Source organism: Cryobacterium sp. PH31-AA6 (genome assembly GCF_030063195.1).
In the GTDB taxonomy this organism is placed as follows: Bacteria; Actinomycetota; Actinomycetes; order Actinomycetales; family Microbacteriaceae; genus Cryobacterium.
This window is the reverse complement of the sequence record NZ_JASISS010000002.1, coordinates 112,310-129,344: the sequence shown is the minus strand read 5'-3', so window position 1 is coordinate 129,344 and position 17,035 is coordinate 112,310. Positions and strand designations below refer to the sequence as shown.

At 67.5% G+C, this 17,035-nt stretch carries 18 protein-coding genes; 4 read left to right on the top strand and 14 right to left on the bottom strand.

Annotated features, from left to right (window positions below; genetic code table 11):
• Window positions 1-7: 7 nt before the first annotated feature.
• A complete protein-coding gene (gene lnt, locus QMG61_RS02420) occupies window positions 8-1,549 on the top strand; it encodes an apolipoprotein N-acyltransferase (protein ID WP_283492741.1) in 1,542 nt (513 codons plus the stop codon).
• Between the two features lie 13 nt (window positions 1,550-1,562).
• Here lnt and QMG61_RS02415 read toward each other — a convergent pair whose 3' ends face one another.
• The 4 genes from QMG61_RS02415 to QMG61_RS02400 form a co-directional block, all read right to left on the bottom strand.
• Window positions 1,563-1,928, bottom strand: coding sequence for an RNA polymerase-binding protein RbpA (locus QMG61_RS02415; RefSeq protein ID WP_134524827.1), 366 nt, complete (start codon window positions 1,926-1,928; stop codon window positions 1,563-1,565).
• Window positions 1,929-2,018: 90 nt separating this feature from the next.
• Window positions 2,019-2,780 (bottom strand): glycerophosphodiester phosphodiesterase family protein, encoded by a 762-nt coding sequence (locus tag QMG61_RS02410; RefSeq protein ID WP_283492740.1) that lies wholly within the window; start codon window positions 2,778-2,780, stop codon window positions 2,019-2,021.
• A gap of 9 nt (window positions 2,781-2,789) precedes the next feature.
• Window positions 2,790-3,758, bottom strand: coding sequence for an SPFH domain-containing protein (locus tag QMG61_RS02405; RefSeq protein WP_283492739.1), 969 nt, complete (start codon window positions 3,756-3,758; stop codon window positions 2,790-2,792).
• Window positions 3,755-4,225, bottom strand: a complete 471-nt coding sequence (locus QMG61_RS02400; protein ID WP_283492738.1) for an NfeD family protein — start codon at window positions 4,223-4,225, stop codon at window positions 3,755-3,757. Before QMG61_RS02400 ends, QMG61_RS02405 begins: the two co-directional genes overlap by 4 nt.
• Before the next feature lie 115 nt (window positions 4,226-4,340).
• On the opposite strand from QMG61_RS02400, the gene QMG61_RS02395 reads away from it, so the two are divergent.
• Together QMG61_RS02395 and QMG61_RS02390 are read left to right on the top strand one after the other, a co-directional pair.
• On the top strand, window positions 4,341-5,105 hold the full coding sequence (locus QMG61_RS02395; protein ID WP_283492737.1) for an SDR family oxidoreductase: 765 nt from the start codon (window positions 4,341-4,343) through the stop codon (window positions 5,103-5,105).
• A gap of 12 nt (window positions 5,106-5,117) precedes the next feature.
• Window positions 5,118-7,166, top strand: coding sequence for a S9 family peptidase (locus QMG61_RS02390; RefSeq protein WP_283492736.1), 2,049 nt, complete (start codon window positions 5,118-5,120; stop codon window positions 7,164-7,166).
• Here QMG61_RS02390 and QMG61_RS02385 read toward each other — a convergent pair.
• The 6 genes from QMG61_RS02385 to QMG61_RS02365 form a co-directional block, all read right to left on the bottom strand.
• Window positions 7,135-7,671, bottom strand: a complete 537-nt coding sequence (locus QMG61_RS02385) for an HdeD family acid-resistance protein (RefSeq protein WP_283492735.1) — start codon at window positions 7,669-7,671, stop codon at window positions 7,135-7,137. The two genes, QMG61_RS02390 and QMG61_RS02385, sit on opposite strands and share 32 nt — an antisense overlap.
• 223 nt (window positions 7,672-7,894) lie before the next feature.
• Window positions 7,895-8,248 (bottom strand): dihydrofolate reductase family protein, encoded by a 354-nt coding sequence (locus QMG61_RS02380; protein ID WP_349357763.1) that lies wholly within the window; start codon window positions 8,246-8,248, stop codon window positions 7,895-7,897.
• A 33-nt stretch (window positions 8,249-8,281) separates the two neighbouring features.
• Window positions 8,282-8,437, bottom strand: coding sequence for a dihydrofolate reductase family protein (locus QMG61_RS17405; protein ID WP_349357761.1), 156 nt, complete (start codon window positions 8,435-8,437; stop codon window positions 8,282-8,284).
• A 74-nt stretch (window positions 8,438-8,511) separates the two neighbouring features.
• A complete protein-coding gene (locus tag QMG61_RS02375; protein WP_502846993.1) occupies window positions 8,512-9,450 on the bottom strand; it encodes a patatin-like phospholipase family protein in 939 nt (312 codons plus the stop codon).
• 7 nt (window positions 9,451-9,457) lie between these two features.
• Window positions 9,458-9,880 carry a nuclear transport factor 2 family protein gene (locus tag QMG61_RS02370; protein ID WP_283492733.1) on the bottom strand — a complete coding sequence of 141 codons (423 nt, stop codon included), beginning with the start codon at window positions 9,878-9,880 and terminating at the stop codon, window positions 9,458-9,460.
• 73 nt (window positions 9,881-9,953) lie between these two features.
• Window positions 9,954-11,138: a cation:proton antiporter gene (locus QMG61_RS02365; protein ID WP_283492732.1), complete on the bottom strand. Its 1,185-nt coding sequence runs from the start codon at window positions 11,136-11,138 to the stop codon at window positions 9,954-9,956.
• Window positions 11,139-11,394: 256 nt separating this feature from the next.
• Here QMG61_RS02365 and QMG61_RS02360 point away from each other — a divergent pair, with 256 nt between their 5' ends.
• Window positions 11,395-13,803, top strand: coding sequence for an ATP-binding cassette domain-containing protein (locus tag QMG61_RS02360; RefSeq protein ID WP_502846995.1), 2,409 nt, complete (start codon window positions 11,395-11,397; stop codon window positions 13,801-13,803).
• 38 nt (window positions 13,804-13,841) lie between these two features.
• Here QMG61_RS02360 and QMG61_RS02355 read toward each other — a convergent pair whose 3' ends face one another.
• The 4 genes from QMG61_RS02355 to dhaK all read right to left on the bottom strand — a co-directional run bounded on the left by QMG61_RS02355 (window position 13,842) and on the right by dhaK (window position 17,014).
• The gene (locus tag QMG61_RS02355; protein WP_349357758.1) at window positions 13,842-14,528 is read right to left on the bottom strand and encodes an SRPBCC family protein; all 687 of its coding nucleotides are present in this window, start codon (window positions 14,526-14,528) and stop codon (window positions 13,842-13,844) included.
• A gap of 142 nt (window positions 14,529-14,670) precedes the next feature.
• On the bottom strand, window positions 14,671-15,360 hold the full coding sequence (dhaM, locus tag QMG61_RS02350; protein ID WP_283492730.1) for a dihydroxyacetone kinase phosphoryl donor subunit DhaM: 690 nt from the start codon (window positions 15,358-15,360) through the stop codon (window positions 14,671-14,673).
• Window positions 15,361-15,362: 2 nt separating this feature from the next.
• The gene (gene dhaL / locus QMG61_RS02345) at window positions 15,363-16,001 is read right to left on the bottom strand and encodes a dihydroxyacetone kinase subunit DhaL (protein ID WP_283492729.1); all 639 of its coding nucleotides are present in this window, start codon (window positions 15,999-16,001) and stop codon (window positions 15,363-15,365) included.
• Window positions 16,002-16,012: 11 nt separating this feature from the next.
• Window positions 16,013-17,014 carry a dihydroxyacetone kinase subunit DhaK gene (gene dhaK, locus QMG61_RS02340; protein WP_283492728.1) on the bottom strand — a complete coding sequence of 334 codons (1,002 nt, stop codon included), beginning with the start codon at window positions 17,012-17,014 and terminating at the stop codon, window positions 16,013-16,015.
• Window positions 17,015-17,035: the final 21 nt, after the last annotated feature.

Sequence of the window (17,035 nt, the reverse complement as noted above, 5' to 3'; positions counted from 1 at the left end):
CGTTGAGGTGAATCAGCAGACCGCGCGGCGGCAACTTCCGCTCCAGGCGGCCGTCATGCTCGCCGCGGCGACCGGGGGCATCCTCGACGCCGGTTTTCCCGACCGGTCCTGGTGGATCCTGGCGCCGATCGGGGTGGCCCTGATGATGGTCGCCCTGCTGGGCCGGGGACCGTGGGCGGGGCTGCTGATCGGCATGGTCGCCGGGCTGTCGTTCTGGTTGATCCACATCAGCTGGCTCACCCTGTACCTGGGGCCGGTGCCCTGGCTGGCCCTCGCCGGCCTCGAATCCATCTTCTTCGGTGTCGGACTCGCCCTGATCGGCGTGGTCCTCAACGTGGGGCCGCGAGTGTGGCCCGGCCGGCTCGGCCGGCTCGGCGTCATCCCCGTCATCGTCGCCGGCCTGTGGACCGCCCGTGAGGCCATCTCCGCCGTCTGGCCCTACGGTGGCTTCGCCTGGGGCCGCGTCGCGATCTCACAGTCCGAGAGCCCGTTCAACGGCCTGGTCGCCTGGGTCGGAATGTCGGGCTTGAGCTTCCTCATCGTCTGGCTGAGCGTCCTGGCCGTTCAGTTGGTGCGGGAGGTGGGCCTCGGCGCCCTCACCCGGTGGAGCCTGGGAGTGGCCTCCGTGGCGCTCCTGCTCCTCGTGCCGGCCTGGCCAACCGTCACCTCGGGGAGCGCACGGATCGCCGCCGTCCAGGGTGCCTCGGATGCCGGCCTCTTCGCCCGGTACTCGCCGGGCCAGATCCTCGCAGACCACACCTCGGCAACGCTGCCCCTGATCGGGGAGAAGGTCGACTTCGTGGTCTGGCCGGAAAACGCCAGCGACATCGACCCGACCCGTTCGGCCGACGCGGCGAAGGTGCTCGATTACCTGGGCACGGAAATGAACGCGCCGATCGTCGCCGGCACGATCACCCAACGGGATGGCAAGTTCTACAACAGTTCCCTGCTCTGGAAGGCGGGCGAGGGCGCCGTTGACATCTACGACAAGGTTCACCCCGTGCCGTTCGCCGAGTACATGCCCGACCGCGCCTTCTGGCGGCCGTTCGCCCCGGACCTGATCGACCTGATCTCCAGGGACTACGCGATCGGCACCAGGGACAATGTCTTCGACATCGACGGGATCAAGGCGGGCATCGCGATCTGCTTCGACATCGCCGACGACCAGCTCGTACAGGAAATGATTACCGGCAACGCCCAGATCATTCTCGCCCAGACGAACAACGCGGACTTCGGGCGCACCGACGAGAGCGTGCAGCAACTGGCCATCGCCCGACTCCGGGCCATCGAGGCCGGGCGGACCGTCGTGAATATCTCCACGGTGGGAACGAGCGCCATCATCACGCCCGACGGAGAAACCCTTGACCGGTTGCCGACCTGGACACCCGGTGCGATGGTCGACACGGTGCCGCTCAGCGATACGGTCACCCCGGCGATGATCGGGGGCCGGGCGCTCGAGTGGTTCGTCTCCGGGCTCGGCCTCGCCGGATTCCTCCTCTGCCTCGTTAACGCACTACGCACCCGACAAAGTCGAGTGCGCAGGGCTTAACCGTGTGGAAACGTCAGGCGCCGATCTTCTGCTGGCCCCGACGGGCGCGCAGGAAAGTCAGTCGTTCTTCCAGAAGTTCTTCGAGCTCGGCGCGGGTGCGCCGTTCGAGGAGCATGTCCCAGTGTGTGCGCGGAACCTTCTCGTCCGAGTGATCCACGATCACCGGCTTCGAGTCCACCAGACGCGTAGCGGTCTGTGAGCAGAAACGGCACTCCCACTCGTCGGGGGCCTCAGCCTCCGCCGAGAAAATCATCACCGTCTCCCGCGCGCACGTCGCACACAGATACGTGTGACTAACTCGTGGTGAAAAGGTTACGCCCTCTTCGCTTTGAAGGCTTTGTGCGCCCAACCTCATGCCACGCAAACTGCGATCCGCCATTGTGTGGTCTCCTCTCGCGATGCAACTCCTATGTCTAAACCATCAAGCTGGGCGTTATCTTTCCGTGACGAAGATTCTCGGGGTCAATTCTCAGCTTCGGGCGGCGATCACGCCCACCGCAAGGTCGCAACGGTCGGTGACCAGACCGTCGACCCCGGCATCCAGCATCCGGCGCATCGCCGCCGGATCATTGACCGTCCAGACGTGCACCTCGACGCCGATGGCGTGCATGGCGCGCACGAAGCGTGGGGTCAGCACGCGCAGGGACCTCATCGTCTCGGGAATCTGCATCGCGGAAATCCCGGACATTGCTCGCCGCACCTGGCCGGAGAGCCGGAGTTCGGCGGCGAGGAACGCGCGGACGACGATCGAGGCGGATGCGGAAGTCGCGACGCCGGGAAGCTGGCCGACCGTGCGGGCACGACGTTCGTCGGAGAACGAGGTGATCAGCACCCGGTCGGTGGCGTTCGCCGCCCTGACCGCCTCGACCGTCGCGTCGACCGCCGCGTCCGACTTCACGTCAAGGTTGAACCGGGCATCCGGAAAGGTGTCCAGGGCCTCGCCGAGCCCGGCGAACGGTTGGCCATGACCGAGGTTGATTCGGCGGAGTTCGGCCATCCTGAGCCTGTCTACCCGGATCCGCGCTCCCGGAACGGCGAAGTCGGCGTCGTGGCTGAGGACCGCGATGCCGTCGTCGCTGGCCCTGACATCCGTTTCCAGGTGCGTCGCACCGGCGAGGAGCGCATGCTCGAAGGCGAGAATGGTGTTCTCGGCGGCGTTCAACGACAGCCCCCGGTGCGCGAACACCCGGGGCCCTGGCCCGTCCAGGAACCGGGACTCACCCCCAGACACGCTGATCGCCTAGGCGCCCGGCGCGGTGTCTGTCGTCGGGCTCTGCGCCGCCTGGGGTGCACCGACATGGGAGCCGGGTACGGGAGCCTGGCCAAAGGCGCGGCCGACGCCCTTCATCGCCTCAGTGAGTTCGCTGGGCACGATCCAGAGCTTGTTCGCGCTTCCCTCGGCCAGCTTGGGCAGCGTCAACAGGTACTGGTAGGCCAACAGCTTCGGGTCGGGGTCGCCGTCGTGGATGGCCTTGAACACGGTCGTGATGGCCTCGGCCTCACCTTGCGCGCGCAGAACGGCCGCCTTCGCGTCGCCCTCCGCCGAGAGGATGGCGGCCTGGCGTGCGCCCTCCGCGGTCAGGATCGCGGACTGCTTCGTTCCCTCGGCGGTGAGGATCAATGCCCGGCGGTCACGCTCGGCGCGCATCTGCTTCTCCATCGAGTCCTGGATCGAGACGGGCGGATCGATCGCCTTGAGCTCCACCCGGCCAACGCGGATGCCCCATTTGCCGGTGGCCTCGTCGAGGACGATCCGCAACTGCCCGTTGATGTTGTCCCGGCTGGTCAGGGCCTCTTCGAGGTTCAACCCACCGACGACGTTACGAAGCGTCGTCGTGGTGAGCTGCTCGACCGCCCCGAGGTAGTTGGCGATCTCGTAGGTCGCCGCCCGGGCATCCGTCACCTGGAAGTAGACGACGGTGTCGATGGAGACAACGAGGTTGTCCTCTGTGATCACCGGCTGCGGCGGGAACGACACCACCTGCTCTCGCATGTCGATCAACGGCCGGAGCCGGTCGACGAACGGGATCAGGACGTTGAGTCCCGGCATGAGCGTCTTGTGGTACCGGCCGAGGCGTTCGACGACGCCCGCTCTGGCCTGCGGGATGATCCGAATCGACTTCGCCAGGGTGACGATGACGAACAGGATCAGGGCCGCGACGGCGATGAAGACGATCACCTGCGTAATGAGCTGGCCTGCGTCGGTCATGGAACGTTCCTTTCCATCGGGACGACCACTGCGGTCGCCCCGTCGATTTCGGTGACGAGAACTCGTTCGCCGGGTTCGGCGACGCCGTCCGTGCCGGGGGAGAGCCGTGCGGTCCAGGTCTCCCCGTTCGCGAGCCGAACCTGACCGCCGGTCGCACCGATGGTGCTGACCACCCGACCGTCCAGGCCGAGCAGCGCGTCCACGTTGGTCCTTGCCGGGTCGCCGCCACGTTTGAGCAGGCGCAGCAAAGGCGGACGGATAGCCAGGAGCAGGGTGATCGTCAGCACGGCCGCGATCACCAGCTGGAGCCACCAGGGCGCTCCAAGCAGGCCGGAAAGGAGAGCGCCGAGGCTGCCGGCGGCGATCATCAGGAAGGTGAGGTCGAGCGTCACCATTTCGATGGTGACGAAGATCAGGATCAGAACCAGCCAGACAATCCACGCATATTCCGCTGCGAACGCATCCATGGTGACCCCTCCCATATTGTTCTCTCCCTTGAAACTAGCAGGTGCGTCGGGTAGGGGAGCGGGGCTTCTTGGTAAGGTCGTCTGCCAGACCTATTCGTTATCTCAAGGAGTTCGCGTGACCAATCCACTTGCAGCAGGATCACTTGACGGCAAGCGTGTGCTCGTCACCGGATCATCTCGAGGGGTTGGTGCGGCCACCATCGGCTACTTCGCCGGGGCAGGTGCCAGCGTCGCCATCAACTTCCGCAACAAGGAGGCGCGTGCGATCAAGGTCGCCGACGCCATCCGCGCGCAGGGTGGCACGGCCATCACGATCGGTGCGGACCTCACCGACGCGGATGCCGTCACCGCCATGTTCGACACCATCCGTGCGGAATTCGGCGGCCTCGACATCCTCGTGATGAATGCCTCCGGCGGCATGGAGAGCGGCATGGCCGATGACTACGCGATGAAGCTGAACCGGGATGCGCAGCTCAACCTGCTCGCCACCGCCCGGCCGCTGCTCGCACCGGGCGCCAGGGTCGTGTTCGTCACGAGCCACCAGGCGCACTTCTTCGGGACCGCGGAGACCATGCCGGAGTATGTGCCCGTTGCCCGCAGCAAGCGCGCCGGCGAGGACGCTCTCCGCGCCCTCATTCCCGAGCTGGAAGAGGCAGGGCTCGGCTTCGTCGTCGTCTCCGGCGACATCATCGAGGGCACCGTCACCGCGACGCTGCTCGAGCGTGCCAGCCCGGGAACCATGAGCGCCCGCAAGGACGCGGCCGGACGCCTGTACAACGTGGAGGAGTTCGCCGCCGAGGTGGCTCTCGCCGCCGTCGAGCCCCTGCCGACCGACAACACGCGCTATGTTGGCGACACGACCGACCTGGTCGCCGACTAGAAAGTACGACGGATGAAGGCTGCCGACCTTCCGCTCCTCACCTCGGTTTCTGACCCGACCATCCACCCGGAGGGTGATCGGGTGGTCGTTTCTGTCGTCCGGCCGGACTTCGCCGCCGACGACTACGTCGGCCAGCTGTGGACGGTGTTCCTGGCGGGCATGCCACGGCCTCGGCTGCTGACCCGCGGGCATCGGGACGCCGCCCCCCGATTTTCGCCCGACGGTCGGCTGGTCGCCTTCCTGCGGAGCAGCCCGGCCACTCCGGCGCAGTTGTACGTCATGGCGTCCGGCGGCGGCGAGCCGGTGCCTGTGACCGATGCGGCGCTTGGCGTCACCGAATATTGCTGGAGCCCGGATTCGACCTCCCTGGCGTACATCGCCCGCGTGCCGGAAGCCGGCCGATACGGCACCGTTCCGGGTCTCGCCGCGGAAGCCGAGCCGCCCAGGATCGTCACGACCCTGCACTACCGCTCCAATGGGATCGGGTACACCGCCGACCGCCGTGCCCACGTGTTCCTGGTGCGCGCTCCCGACCCGTGGGCGGAACCCGTTCCCGCCGTCGTCCCGTCCGCGGTGGTTCCGGCCGAGCCTGGTGCGGCGCCGTCCGGGCTACCGCGCGGCGCGGCCAACGTTCGCCAGCTCACCGGGGGAGACTTCGACCACACCGGTCTCGCCTTCTCGCCCGACGGCGCCGCGCTGCTCACGATCTCGGCCCGTCACCCCGGTCGGGACGAAGACCTGCGCTCGGAACTGGTGGTGATCGCGCCAGGTCCGGTAGCGGGCGGGCCAGGGGCACGGGAGCAGATCGTGCTCGCGGCCGCCGCCGATCTGACCATTGCCCAGATCGGGTGGGGCCAGGATGGGAGCATCGTGTTCCTCGCCCAGGCCGTCGGACCGGACGGCCGCGACTTCGTTGCCCGGAGCGGTACGCTCTACCGGCTGGGCCCGGGCTCGAACCCGCCGGTGCGGTTGACCGATCCGGACGAGTTCGACCTCGAGGCCCGCGCCGCGCTCAGCCTGACCAGGGATGGTGCCGTACTGGCCGTGAATCGGGCCAGGGGACGGGCCCAGCTCATCCGGGTCGCCAGCGACGGTACCGTGACCCACCTGACCCGGGGCGATGTCGTCGTGTCCGGCCATGACTCCCGGGACGGGCTCGTCGTCACGACCTACCGGGACGCCCTGACCGAGGGCGACCTCGCCCTCGTCGGGCCGATGGACGCAAGGCGGCTCACCGACTTCTCGGCCGCGCTCCGCGAGACCGGCCTCGCGACCGCTCGGGAGTTGACCGTCCCCGCCGGCGACGGCTACCCCGTGCACGGCTGGGTGTACTCGCCGTCAGGCCGGGGGCCGCATCCCCTCCTGCTCCTCATCCACGGCGGCCCATTCGCGCAGGCCACCGTCGCCGGGTCAGAAGAGATCCAGGTCCTCGTCGATGCGGGCTACGCCGTTGCGGAGTGCAACCCGCGTGGATCGGCCGGGTACGGCCAGGCGCACGGTCGGGCGATCCGACGCCGGCTCGGCACGGTGGACCAGTCCGACGTCCTCGACTTCCTGGCCGGCGCCCTCGCCGCGGACCCCGCACTGGACCCAGGACGACTGGGGCTGATGGGAGGCTCCTACGGTGGCTTCCTGGCCGCCTGGATCACCGCCCACGACCAGAGATTCGCTGCGGTGATTGTCGAACGAGGATTCCTCGACCCTGAGACCTTCCTGGGGACATCCGATATCGGCGACTTCTTCGTGGATGAGTACCTCGGCCGGTCGCGGGAACTCCGCCTCGCCCAGAGCCCGCTCGAAGCGGTCGGCCGGGTGTCCACGCCCACCCTGCTGATCCATTCCGAGCAAGACCAGCGCTGTCCGCTGTCCCAGGCGGAGCGATACTATTTCGCGTTGAAGCGCGGGGGAGTCACGGCCGAACTGGCCATCTTCCCCGGCGAGGACCACGAGCTCAACCGTGGCGGCACCCCCCGCCACCGGCTGCAACGGCTGCACCTCATCCTCGACTGGTGGGACCGGTATCTCCCGGTCACGCCCGGGAAGCCCTCCGCCCGAAGGTGACGGCCATCATGATCTGGCTCGCGCCCGAGATGATGAGGAACACGCCGCCCACGAGCACGAGCACCGCCAGCGAACCGACGGGGGAGAGCAGGATCGAGATCCCCGCCACGACGCTGATCGCCCCGAACAGCGTGCCGAACCACTTGCTGGCGTCCGGGGCCGTTTCCACCAGCGCGGCCACACCCTCGACCAGCCAGGAAATGCCGATCACCAGGCCGAGAACGGCGAGAGAATTCAGCGGATTCCTGATCGAGACGATCCCGGCAACGAGCAGAAGCACGCCCAACAGGATATTCAGCACCCGGATGCCGCCGGCCGTCCCGGTCATGAACAGGCCTCGAGCCACCCGGGAAACACCCCCGAACAGGAAGTAGAGTCCGAACAGGGCGGCCACGATCGCCAGAGTCGCGGCGGGCCAGGCCAACACCATGATTCCCAGCGCGAGGGCGAGAACTCCGGCCACCGCCATGGCGACCCGAACCCCGGTTAGCTCAGATTTGCTCAAATTCCGGGGATCGATCGTCAAGTCGAACGCCGTGACGCCATTGGCCATCGCACACCTCACAAACGATTCGGTTCGCACTGCGACCGAGCCCGGGCATTCAGGCTGGTGTCGCACAGGCTAACCGGGTCGGCGCGGACCGTCCAGACTCTCGTCTCCGCCCCTCTCGAGATATGACCGATAATGCACATTATGTCAACAACGCCGTACGCGATGACCAGCGCGGCTACGAGTTGCCGACCGGAACGTAGCGCTCGGCCCGCACCCCCGAGCTGAACTCGGTCGTCCCGACGTGCCGCAGGTCGAGCGGCTCAGCGAGACCCTCGAACAGCCGGGGTCCGTGGCCAACGAGTGTCGGGTACACGACGAACTCGTACTCGTCGATGAGCCCGGCGACGGCCAGAGCCCGGGGCAGCGTGACGCCGGCGACGTAGAGCCCGTCGCCCGGTTGCTGCTTCAGCTTCCTGACCGCCTCGACCGGGTCACCGGTCAGCGATTCGGTGTTCCAGCCGTCCGGTTGGCGGGTGCTCGACACCAGGTACTTCTTGGCCGCATTGATCGATTCCTCGAACGATCGCATCCATGGCGGCAGGTCTTTCGCGGTTCGCCAAAACTACATCAGCTCGTAAGTGGTGCGGCCGAGGATGATCGCGTCGGCACGGGCGACGGTGCGCGCCGCATGGCTGTGAGATTCCTCGTCCGGGGTGCCGGCCAGATGGTCGACGCAGCCGTCGAGCGAGACGTTGATCGAATATCGCAGCGGACGCACCCATTCACGCTGGCACGACTCCCCCGATTCCGCTACGTCTGACGCATCTCCTCTCCTCTTCCCCGCTCGCCTCGTCAGCGCCAGAATTCGCCGAGCTCGACGGCGAGGGCTCTGCCCTGGTCGCGACCGGCTCGTGCGGCGGTGGGACGCAGCGACGGATCCATCGCGTTGCCGCCGAACAGGTGCTCGGACCCCTTCTCCGGGAAAACCGTGACAACCCTGCTGCCGTGTGCGCGAAGTTCGTCGACCTGGTGGGCAAGATGTGTGCCCCAGTGCACCGGCGTCAGCGACCGGCCGCCGAAGGGTGACAGCACCAGCACCCGGTCGTATCCGGCCGCCAGATCCGCATTGTCGGCATTGGAGCGATAGCCGCCGTCGATGTACCGGTCGTCGCCGATCCTGTAGGGCAGACCACTGGCGCAGCTCGCGGCGACAGCGTCCGCCAGATCGACTCCGCTCTGGCGATCGAACACGACCGGTGCACCAGAGCGGGCATCGACCGCCGTGATGCGCACAGTTCGGTTCGGCCAGTTCGGACTGGGCAACCGTGAGGCGACGGTGGCGCGCCACCGCTCCTGCCAGGAGCCGTCAGACTCCGCATCCAGATCGAGAGCGGCCGCACCCAATCTGCGGCGCAGGTCGGCCGCATCCTCCGAGGAGGCGATGATCCTGCCCAGCCTGTCCAGGTGGTCCCCCGCCGGTCTGGCCGGAACACGCCCTCGGTCGGCTGCGACCGCTCCGGCCCGGTGCTCGGGGACGGCGGTCAGGATGGCGGCGAGGAGATCGGCCGGGCTCGCGCCGGCAACCTGGGCCGCCGCCGTGGATCCGGCTGATGTGCCGATGGTCAGGTCCGCCTCGGTCACGTCCAGCCCCGCATCGACCAGGCCGGCGACGATGCCGATCAGCCACGCGTTGCCGGTCGATCCCCCACCGCCGAGCACCAAAGCCGTACGAGGGACGTTCTCCGGCACGTGGCGAGAGGTCACCGACGTGACCTGACCGGCTCGGTTCATTGGCTGGTCACAATTGGGCGCCGTCACCGGGAAGGCGCCCCGACATGCCATGCACGGTCTGATCGATGCCGGCTCCGTCGATCTCGACGTCCTCCATGTAGAACGTTCCCGCGGTGATCACACGGTCTCGTGACTCGAAGAGGACCACGCCGGCGGACTTGAACGGCAGCCCATCGGTTCGCGTGCCAGACCAGGACCACTCGCACCAGGTCGTCTCGCCGTCCTGGACCACCCTCCCGAGCACCGCTCGCACGTCGGGAATCCCCGCGAACATCGCCGTCCAATTGGCCAGCACCTGCGCGTTCCCCACGAAGGCTCGAGCAGGGTGGGCAGGCTGGACGCTCCGGTAACCGGGATCGAAGAACGCAATCATCCGCTGCAGATCATGGTCGTTGACCGCCGCCAGCAGCGCGTCGATATTGAGGCTCATTTGTGCTCCTCCGCCGGGCGGGACTCCAGCCGGTTGACGGCATTCCACCCTCGTGCCCGATAGTGTACGCCGATCACCGCTGCCCCGACCTCGAGGCCAGGTCTTCCTTCTCGAGCCGGGCGAAGTAGCCGGCAATCGGTACGTCGGTGGATGAGTGGGCGATGATCGACAGCGAGATTGCGACGACGATGAGGTGGAACAGGTGTGCGGCGTCGGGATTGCCGCTTTCCAGCACGAGAAGGCCGTACAGCACGGAGGCGAAGCCCTTGGGGCCGAACCAGGCCGCAGTTGCGCGTTCCTCCCACGGCAGTTTGCTCCCGATGAGCGCGGCCTCGACGGCGAGCGGTCTCGCGATCACCAGGATCAGAACGGCGAAGAGATAGCCCAGCGGTGAGACGTCGGCGAGCACGCTCGGTGCGATCAGCGCACCGAACACAAAGATGGCCAGCAACTTGACGATCTCCGCGATGTACTCCCCGTAATCGATGAACGCATCACGCAGTTCGGGTGCGGCGCTGGCAATGGTGATGCCCGCCGAGAACGCGGCCAGATACAGGTTCGCCCCGGTGGCGACGGCGACGCCGTAGATGATGATCGCGATCGCGGCGGGACCGAGCGCGGCGTACAGCGGTGTCGCCGCGAGGTACCGGATGCGAAGCAGAAGCGTGACGAGGATCGGCACAGCGACTCCGAGCAGGATGCCGCCCACCAGTTCGAGGGCGAGCACGACGTAGTCGACCTCCGGTCCCCCGATTGCCGCGACGAGGATCAGGACAACCGGGAGGGCGAGGCCGTCGTTGAGCCCCGACTCCACGTTGAGCAGGCCGCGCACCCGCGCCGGGATCTCGATCCGGCCGACGATCGCCGAGGCGAAGACCGGATCGGTCGGGGCGAGCACCGCCGCGATCAGCAGCGCCTCCGGCCACGGCAGACCGACGAGCCACACGCCGAGCAGCGCGGTGATCACGAAGGTCAGCGGCATGCCGAGCAGCAGGGCACGCCCGGGAAGGCGCCAGGCCTTCGCCAGGTCGCGGATCGCGAGTCGCTGGCCGTCGGTGAACAGCACGACAAACAGTGCGATCTGCGCGAGCTGGCTGACCTGGCTATCCCCCGCCTCAAGCACCAGGACACCGGCCATTCCCTGGCCGAGCAGGAACCCGGCAACGAGGAACAACACGGCAGTGGAGAGCACCGTGCGATGGGCGATGCCGGAGATCAGGATCGCCGCAAGAAGCACGATGCCGAAGCTGAGGATCACCGGGCGGAGCTCTCCGCGGCGAGTGCCACCGCAGAATCGCGGTTGACGGCGAATTCGCGGGGGTCTCCTGTACGGAGCGCTTTGGTCATGGCGCCAGCATATTCCGTGGTGATCTGCCGCGGTAGCGCCGGGAAGTTCCGGCTCAGGTACGCATCCATGATGCGTCGCTTCTCCCGGAGCGCCGGAAACTGGTTGACTCGTCTCGGATGACGTCGGGGCTCAGCCAGGCCTGCCCCAGATATCGATTGGAGTCATGATGCGCACGGACACGGACACGGACACGGACACGAGCACGGACACGCAGTCCCCCGGGCCGCACCTCGCCGACAGCCACGATCGCATCCGGGTGCAGGGCGCGCGCGAGAACAACCTCAAGGACATCAGCGTCGAGATTCCGAAACGGCGGCTGACGGTGTTCACCGGAGTCTCCGGCTCCGGCAAGAGTTCGCTGGTGTTCAACACCATTGCGGCCGAGTCGCAGCGGATGATCAACGAAACCTATAGCGCCTTCGTGCAGGGGTTCATGCCGACACTGGCACGGCCGGATGTGGACGTGTTGGACGGGCTGAGCACGGCCATCATCGTCGACCAGGAACGGCTCGGTGCCAATCCCCGCTCCACCGTCGGCACCGTGACCGACGCCAACGCGATGCTGCGGATCGTTTTCAGCCGGCTCGGGGACCCTCACATCGGCTCCCCCAAGGCGTATTCGTTCAATGTCGCCTCGATCAGCGGGGCCGGCGCTGTCTCCATGGTGCGTGGCGGGCAGACCGTCAAGGAGCGCCGCAGCTTCAGCATCACCGGCGGCATGTGCTCACGGTGCGAGGGAACGGGCAGCGTGACCGATCTCGACCTTGCCCAGCTGTACGACAACACCAAGTCGCTCAAGGAGGGTGCGCTCACCATCCCCGGGTACAGCATGGACGGCTGGTTCGGCCGCATTTTCAGCGGCTCGGGTTTCTTCGACCCCGACAAGCCGATCCGCGAATTCACCAAGAGCGAGCTGCATGATCTGCTCTATCGGGAACCGACCAAAATCAAGGTCGACAACATCAACCTGACCTACGAGGGTCTGATCCCGAAGATCCAGAAGTCGATGCTGTCCAAAGACAAGGAGGCGATGCAGCCGCACATTCGGGCTTTCGTGGAACGGGCCGTCACCTTTACGACGTGCCCTGAGTGCGCTGGGACGCGGCTCAACGACGGTGCCCGGTCGTCCAGGATCGAGGGCGTCAACATCGCCGATGCCTGCGCCATGCAGATCAGTGACCTGGCCCAGTGGGTGGGTGGCCTCACGGAGCCGTCAGTGGCACCGTTGCTCGAGAAATTGAGGCAGAACCTCGAGTCCTTCGTGGAGATCGGCCTGGGCTACCTCTCGCTCGGCCGTCCGACGGGCACGCTGTCCGGCGGGGAGGCACAGCGAGTCAAGATGATCCGCCACCTGGGTTCCTCCCTCACCGACGTCACCTACGTGTTCGACGAGCCCACGATCGGCCTGCACCCCCACGACATTCAGCGGATGAACGGCCTGCTCCTCCGGCTGCGCGACAAGGGCAACACGGTGCTCGTGGTGGAGCACAAACCGGAGATGATCACGGTCGCCGACCACGTCGTCGACCTCGGTCCCGGCGCAGGGGCGACGGGCGGTGAAGTCTGCTTCGAGGGCAGCGTGGAGGGGCTGCGGACCAGTGGCACCCTCACCGGCCGCCATTTCGACGACCGGGCCGGGCTCAAGAAGGCGACGCGGATGCCCGTCGGCAAGCTGGAGATCCGGGGCGCGACAGCGAACAACCTGCGGGACGTCGACGTCGACGTTCCGCTCGGCGCGCTGGTCGTCGTCACCGGGGTCGCCGGCTCCGGGAAGAGCTCGCTCGTGCACGGGTCCATTCCCGCTGGAGACGGTGTGGTCTCGATCGACCAGGCCGCCATCCGTGGTTCGCGGCGGAGCAATCCGGCGACGTACACGGGGCTGCTCGACCCGATCCGCAAGGCCTTCGCCAAGACCAACGGCGTGAAGCCGGCGTTGTTCAGCGCCAACTCCGAGGGCGCCTGCCCCGCCTGCAACGGCGCCGGCGTCATCTACACCGACCTGGCGATGATGGCCGGAGTCGCCACCACCTGCGAGGAGTGCGACGGGAAGCGGTTCAACGCCTCGGTGCTGGAATACCACCTCAACGGCCGCAACATCAGCCAGGTCCTCGAGATGTCGGTGACCGAGGCCGAGGAGTTCTTCGGTGCCGGCGCGGCGCGCACCCCGGCGGCGCACGCCATCCTCGTACGGCTCGCCGATGTCGGTCTCGGCTACATCAGTCTCGGTCAGCCGCTCCCCACCCTGTCCGGCGGTGAGCGCCAACGGCTCAAGCTCGCCACACATCTGGCGGAGAAGGTCGGCATCTACGTGCTCGACGAACCGACGGCGGGCCTGCACCTCGCGGACGTGGAACGGCTGCTCGGTCTTCTGGACCGGCTGGTCGACTCCGGCAAATCGGTGATCGTGGTCGAGCACCACCAGGCGGTGATGGCGCACGCCGACTGGATCATCGACCTCGGTCCGGGTGCCGGTCACGACGGCGGCCGGATCGTCTTCGAAGGCACCCCCGCTGACCTCGTCGCCGCCCGCACGACCCTCACCGGCCAGCACCTCGCGGCCTACGTCGGCGGCTGACCGGACCGCCCCGGTCGCGCGGTCCTCGCACCTCCGCGTCAGTCGAAGATGCGGTCCAGCCAGTCCTGCCAGGCGGCCTGCAGCTCCGCGGCGTCGCCGACGCCGAAATCGTGCACGGTCATCCCGACCGGCCCGCCGAAGGCGTTGCGCCCGAAGAATCGATAGAGAGCGTCATTCGTACGGAGACCGACGAAATGATCGCCCCAGAAGTCGACGATGGCGGTTGAGGACGCGACGCCGGGCAGGGCCACGGGCACCTGAGTTCCCGGACCGGCTCCGGAGCCGAGTTCGAGCGCCGCCTTGACCCGGTCGAACGCGTCGGGACCGGTCGCCGCAGCGGGACCGTCGACCGCCGCGAAGATCACCGGGCGGCCGGAAAAATGCTCGAGGTATTCGGCCAGGGTGTGCAGGTAAAAGGCGGTGTGCTGGCTGGCGCCGTCGTACTGGGTCTCCCAATCGTCGGTGAAGACCCCGCTGTGCACCCAGCGCAGGAACGATCGGCCGTCGGCGCGGGCCTCAATGACCTGTTCGAGCTGGTTGAACCACCCGTCCGCGCCTTCCATCCGGTGGACGTGGTGCCTGGGTCGTTCCGCAACGAGGTCTACCCCGACCAACCCGTCGGCCGGAAAGAGCCACCCGGCCGTCTCCGTCGTCACCGCGTTCCAGACCTGCTCCGGAGTCCCGGGGTACTCCCCCTCGACCACGATCTCGAACTCCCTGTTCATCTGCAGTCCCTCTCAGCGGTTGCGCGTGCCTGGGCGGCGGGTGCCGAGGTGTTGCGCATGGACAATGCGCCCGGCGCGCACCGGATTGGACAACTCTGCGCGGCCGTTCCGAACGGGCTCACATCTCCGGGTCGCGACACCGCTACTCCTCGCCGAAACCCGATTCGAGCAGGTTCGCCAGGGCCTCGACCGCCTCGGCGCCATTCGCGCCCGAGGAGGAAATCACCGCGGTCTTGCCCCTGATCAGCCCGAGCGACATGATCGCGAGCAGGCTCGCGGCATCCTTGCCGTTGACCGTGACCTTGGCATCGAACGTGCTGGCCAGTTTCACGAAGTCCGCGGCGGGCCGGGCGTGCAGGCCGTCCTTGTTGACGAGGGTGACCGTGCGGGTGACCGTCTCCGGACCGGCAGAAGCGTCGCCGGCCGGCGCGGCGGCGGCCACCGGCACCGCCGACCTCGCTGCGCGTACCACGTCATCGAGTTTGCCCCCGATCTCCGCGGCGACGGCTGCGGCCACTCCCCCTTCGACGATCGGTGCGTCGACGACGCGCACACGCTCTCGCACCGACTCGTCGAGGAAGTCGAGCGCGGTCTCGGCGGTGAGAATGGCGGAACCGAGGTCGCAGAGCACGACAACGCCGGCCCCCGCATCCGCCCGCTCAATCCCCGCCAGCACCAGCGTGAAGCTGGTGCCGATCCCGCCATCGTCGGTTCCGCCGGCCGCGGCCAGCACGGTGCGGGGCGCCATCTGGCGTGCCAAATCGACGAGGCCGTCCGCGATCTTCACGCTGTGGGATACGAAGACGAGACCCACCAGGGCCGAGTCCGCCATCCTCAGCCCTGCGTCGCAGTGTCGGCCGCGGCCCTCAACAGCAGGGCAGAGGACTGAGCGCCGGGATCGCGGTGACCGATGGCCCGCTCCCCCAGGTAGCTGGCCCGACCCTTGCGGGCAATGAGCGGTTCCGTGGCCAGCGCACCGGCCTCGGCCGCCTCGGCCGCGGCCAGCAGGATGGCAGGGGCATCCGCTCCGGAGGCCTGCGCTGCCGCGGCGGCGTCGACCGCGGGGGTCCAGGCATCCACCATGGTCTTGTCGCCGGACTCGGCCTTGCCTCTGAGTACGATGCCATCCCTCCCCGCGGTCAAAAGCGCGACGAGGGCGGCGCCGTCGAGGTCGCTCTTGTCCTGGACGGCGATGGCAGCCTTGAGAAACGCGGTGCCGTACAACGGCCCGGCCGCCCCGCCGACGGTGGAGATGAGAGTGGTGGCCACCATCTTCAGCACATCACCCGGGTTGGCCTCCGCCGGCACCGCGTCGAGTTTGGCCAGTACGGCCTGGAAGCCGCGGTCCATATTCTCACCGTGGTCTCCGTCGCCGATCGCACGGTCCAGGTCGAGCAACTCGACCCGGTGTTCGCTCATGACGTTCGCGCCGGTCCGGATCCAGGCCTTGGCCCAGGTGACATCCAAATTCATTCGTTCTCCCTCTACCGTCCCCACCGTAGCGCCGCGGTCTGCACCGGCGCATCCCAGAGGGTCGTCAGTTCGTCGTCGAGCTTCAGGACGGTGATCGACATGCCCTGCATTTCGAGGGAGGTCGTGAAGTTGCCGACCAGGGTGCGGGAAACCTCGATGCCCCGCTCGGCGAGCACCTCCGCCGCACGCCGGAACACGATGTACAGCTCGATCTGAGGCGTGCCGCCCATCCCGTTGACGAAGAGCAGGACCTTGTCGCCGGAGGCGAACGGAATGTCGTCCAGGATCGGGCCGAGCATCCGGTCGACGATGGCGTCCGCCGGTTCGAGCTTGATCCGCTCACGCCCCGGCTCGCCGTGGATGCCGATGCCGATCTCGATCTCGTCGTCGGCCAGGGTGAAGCTCGGCTCCCCGGCGTGGGGGACGACGCACGGGGTCAGGGCCACGCCCATCGTACGGACCTGGGCGATCACCCTTTCGGCCACCAGCGCGACCGACTCGAGGTCGTCGCCGCGGTCAGCGGCGGCCCCGGCGATCTTCTCGACGAGGACCGTGCCGGCGACACCTCGACGGCCGGCCGTGTAGAGCGAGTCCTTGACCGCCACGTCGTCGTTGACGAGCACGGAGCGCACCTCCACACCGTCCGCGGCGGCGAGGTCGGCGGCCGTCTCGAAATTGAGCACGTCACCCGTGTAGTTCTTCACGATGTGCAGCACGCCGGCTCCCCCATCGACCGCCTTCGTCGCCGCGAGGATCGGGTCGGGGGTGGGTGAGGTGAACACGGCACCGGGAACCGCAGCGTCGAGCATTCCCGGCCCGACGAGGCCACCGTGCATCGGTTCGTGGCCGCTGCCGCCACCGCTGACGATGCCGACCTTGCCGGCGACCGGGGCGTCCTTGCGCACAATGAAGATCGGATCGCTGGAAACCGTGACGAGATCCGCGTGGGCGGCTCCGAATCCGGCCACCGCCTCAGCGACGACATTCTTCGGATCATTGATGAGTTTTTTCATTACTCTTCCTTCGATCGAGGT

Coding starts and splice junctions, on each gene's coding strand:
- QMG61_RS02380 (WP_349357763.1), bottom strand. CDS start 8,248: ATGCGATCGTTCGAGGAATCGATCAATGCGGCCAAGAAGTACCTGGTG.
- QMG61_RS02375 (WP_502846993.1), bottom strand. CDS start 9,450: ATGAACCGAGCCGGTCAGGTCACGTCGGTGACCTCTCGCCACGTGCCG.
- QMG61_RS02415 (WP_134524827.1), bottom strand. CDS start 1,928: ATGGCGGATCGCAGTTTGCGTGGCATGAGGTTGGGCGCACAAAGCCTT.
- QMG61_RS02360 (WP_502846995.1), top strand. CDS start 11,395: ATGCGCACGGACACGGACACGGACACGGACACGAGCACGGACACGCAG.
- QMG61_RS02405 (WP_283492739.1), bottom strand. CDS start 3,758: ATGACCGACGCAGGCCAGCTCATTACGCAGGTGATCGTCTTCATCGCC.
- dhaL (WP_283492729.1), bottom strand. CDS start 16,001: ATGAATTTGGATGTCACCTGGGCCAAGGCCTGGATCCGGACCGGCGCG.
- dhaK (WP_283492728.1), bottom strand. CDS start 17,014: ATGAAAAAACTCATCAATGATCCGAAGAATGTCGTCGCTGAGGCGGTG.
- QMG61_RS02355 (WP_349357758.1), bottom strand. CDS start 14,528: ATGAACAGGGAGTTCGAGATCGTGGTCGAGGGGGAGTACCCCGGGACT.
- QMG61_RS02400 (WP_283492738.1), bottom strand. CDS start 4,225: ATGGATGCGTTCGCAGCGGAATATGCGTGGATTGTCTGGCTGGTTCTG.
- QMG61_RS02370 (WP_283492733.1), bottom strand. CDS start 9,880: ATGAGCCTCAATATCGACGCGCTGCTGGCGGCGGTCAACGACCATGAT.
- dhaM (WP_283492730.1), bottom strand. CDS start 15,360: ATGGCGGACTCGGCCCTGGTGGGTCTCGTCTTCGTATCCCACAGCGTG.
- QMG61_RS02390 (WP_283492736.1), top strand. CDS start 5,118: ATGAAGGCTGCCGACCTTCCGCTCCTCACCTCGGTTTCTGACCCGACC.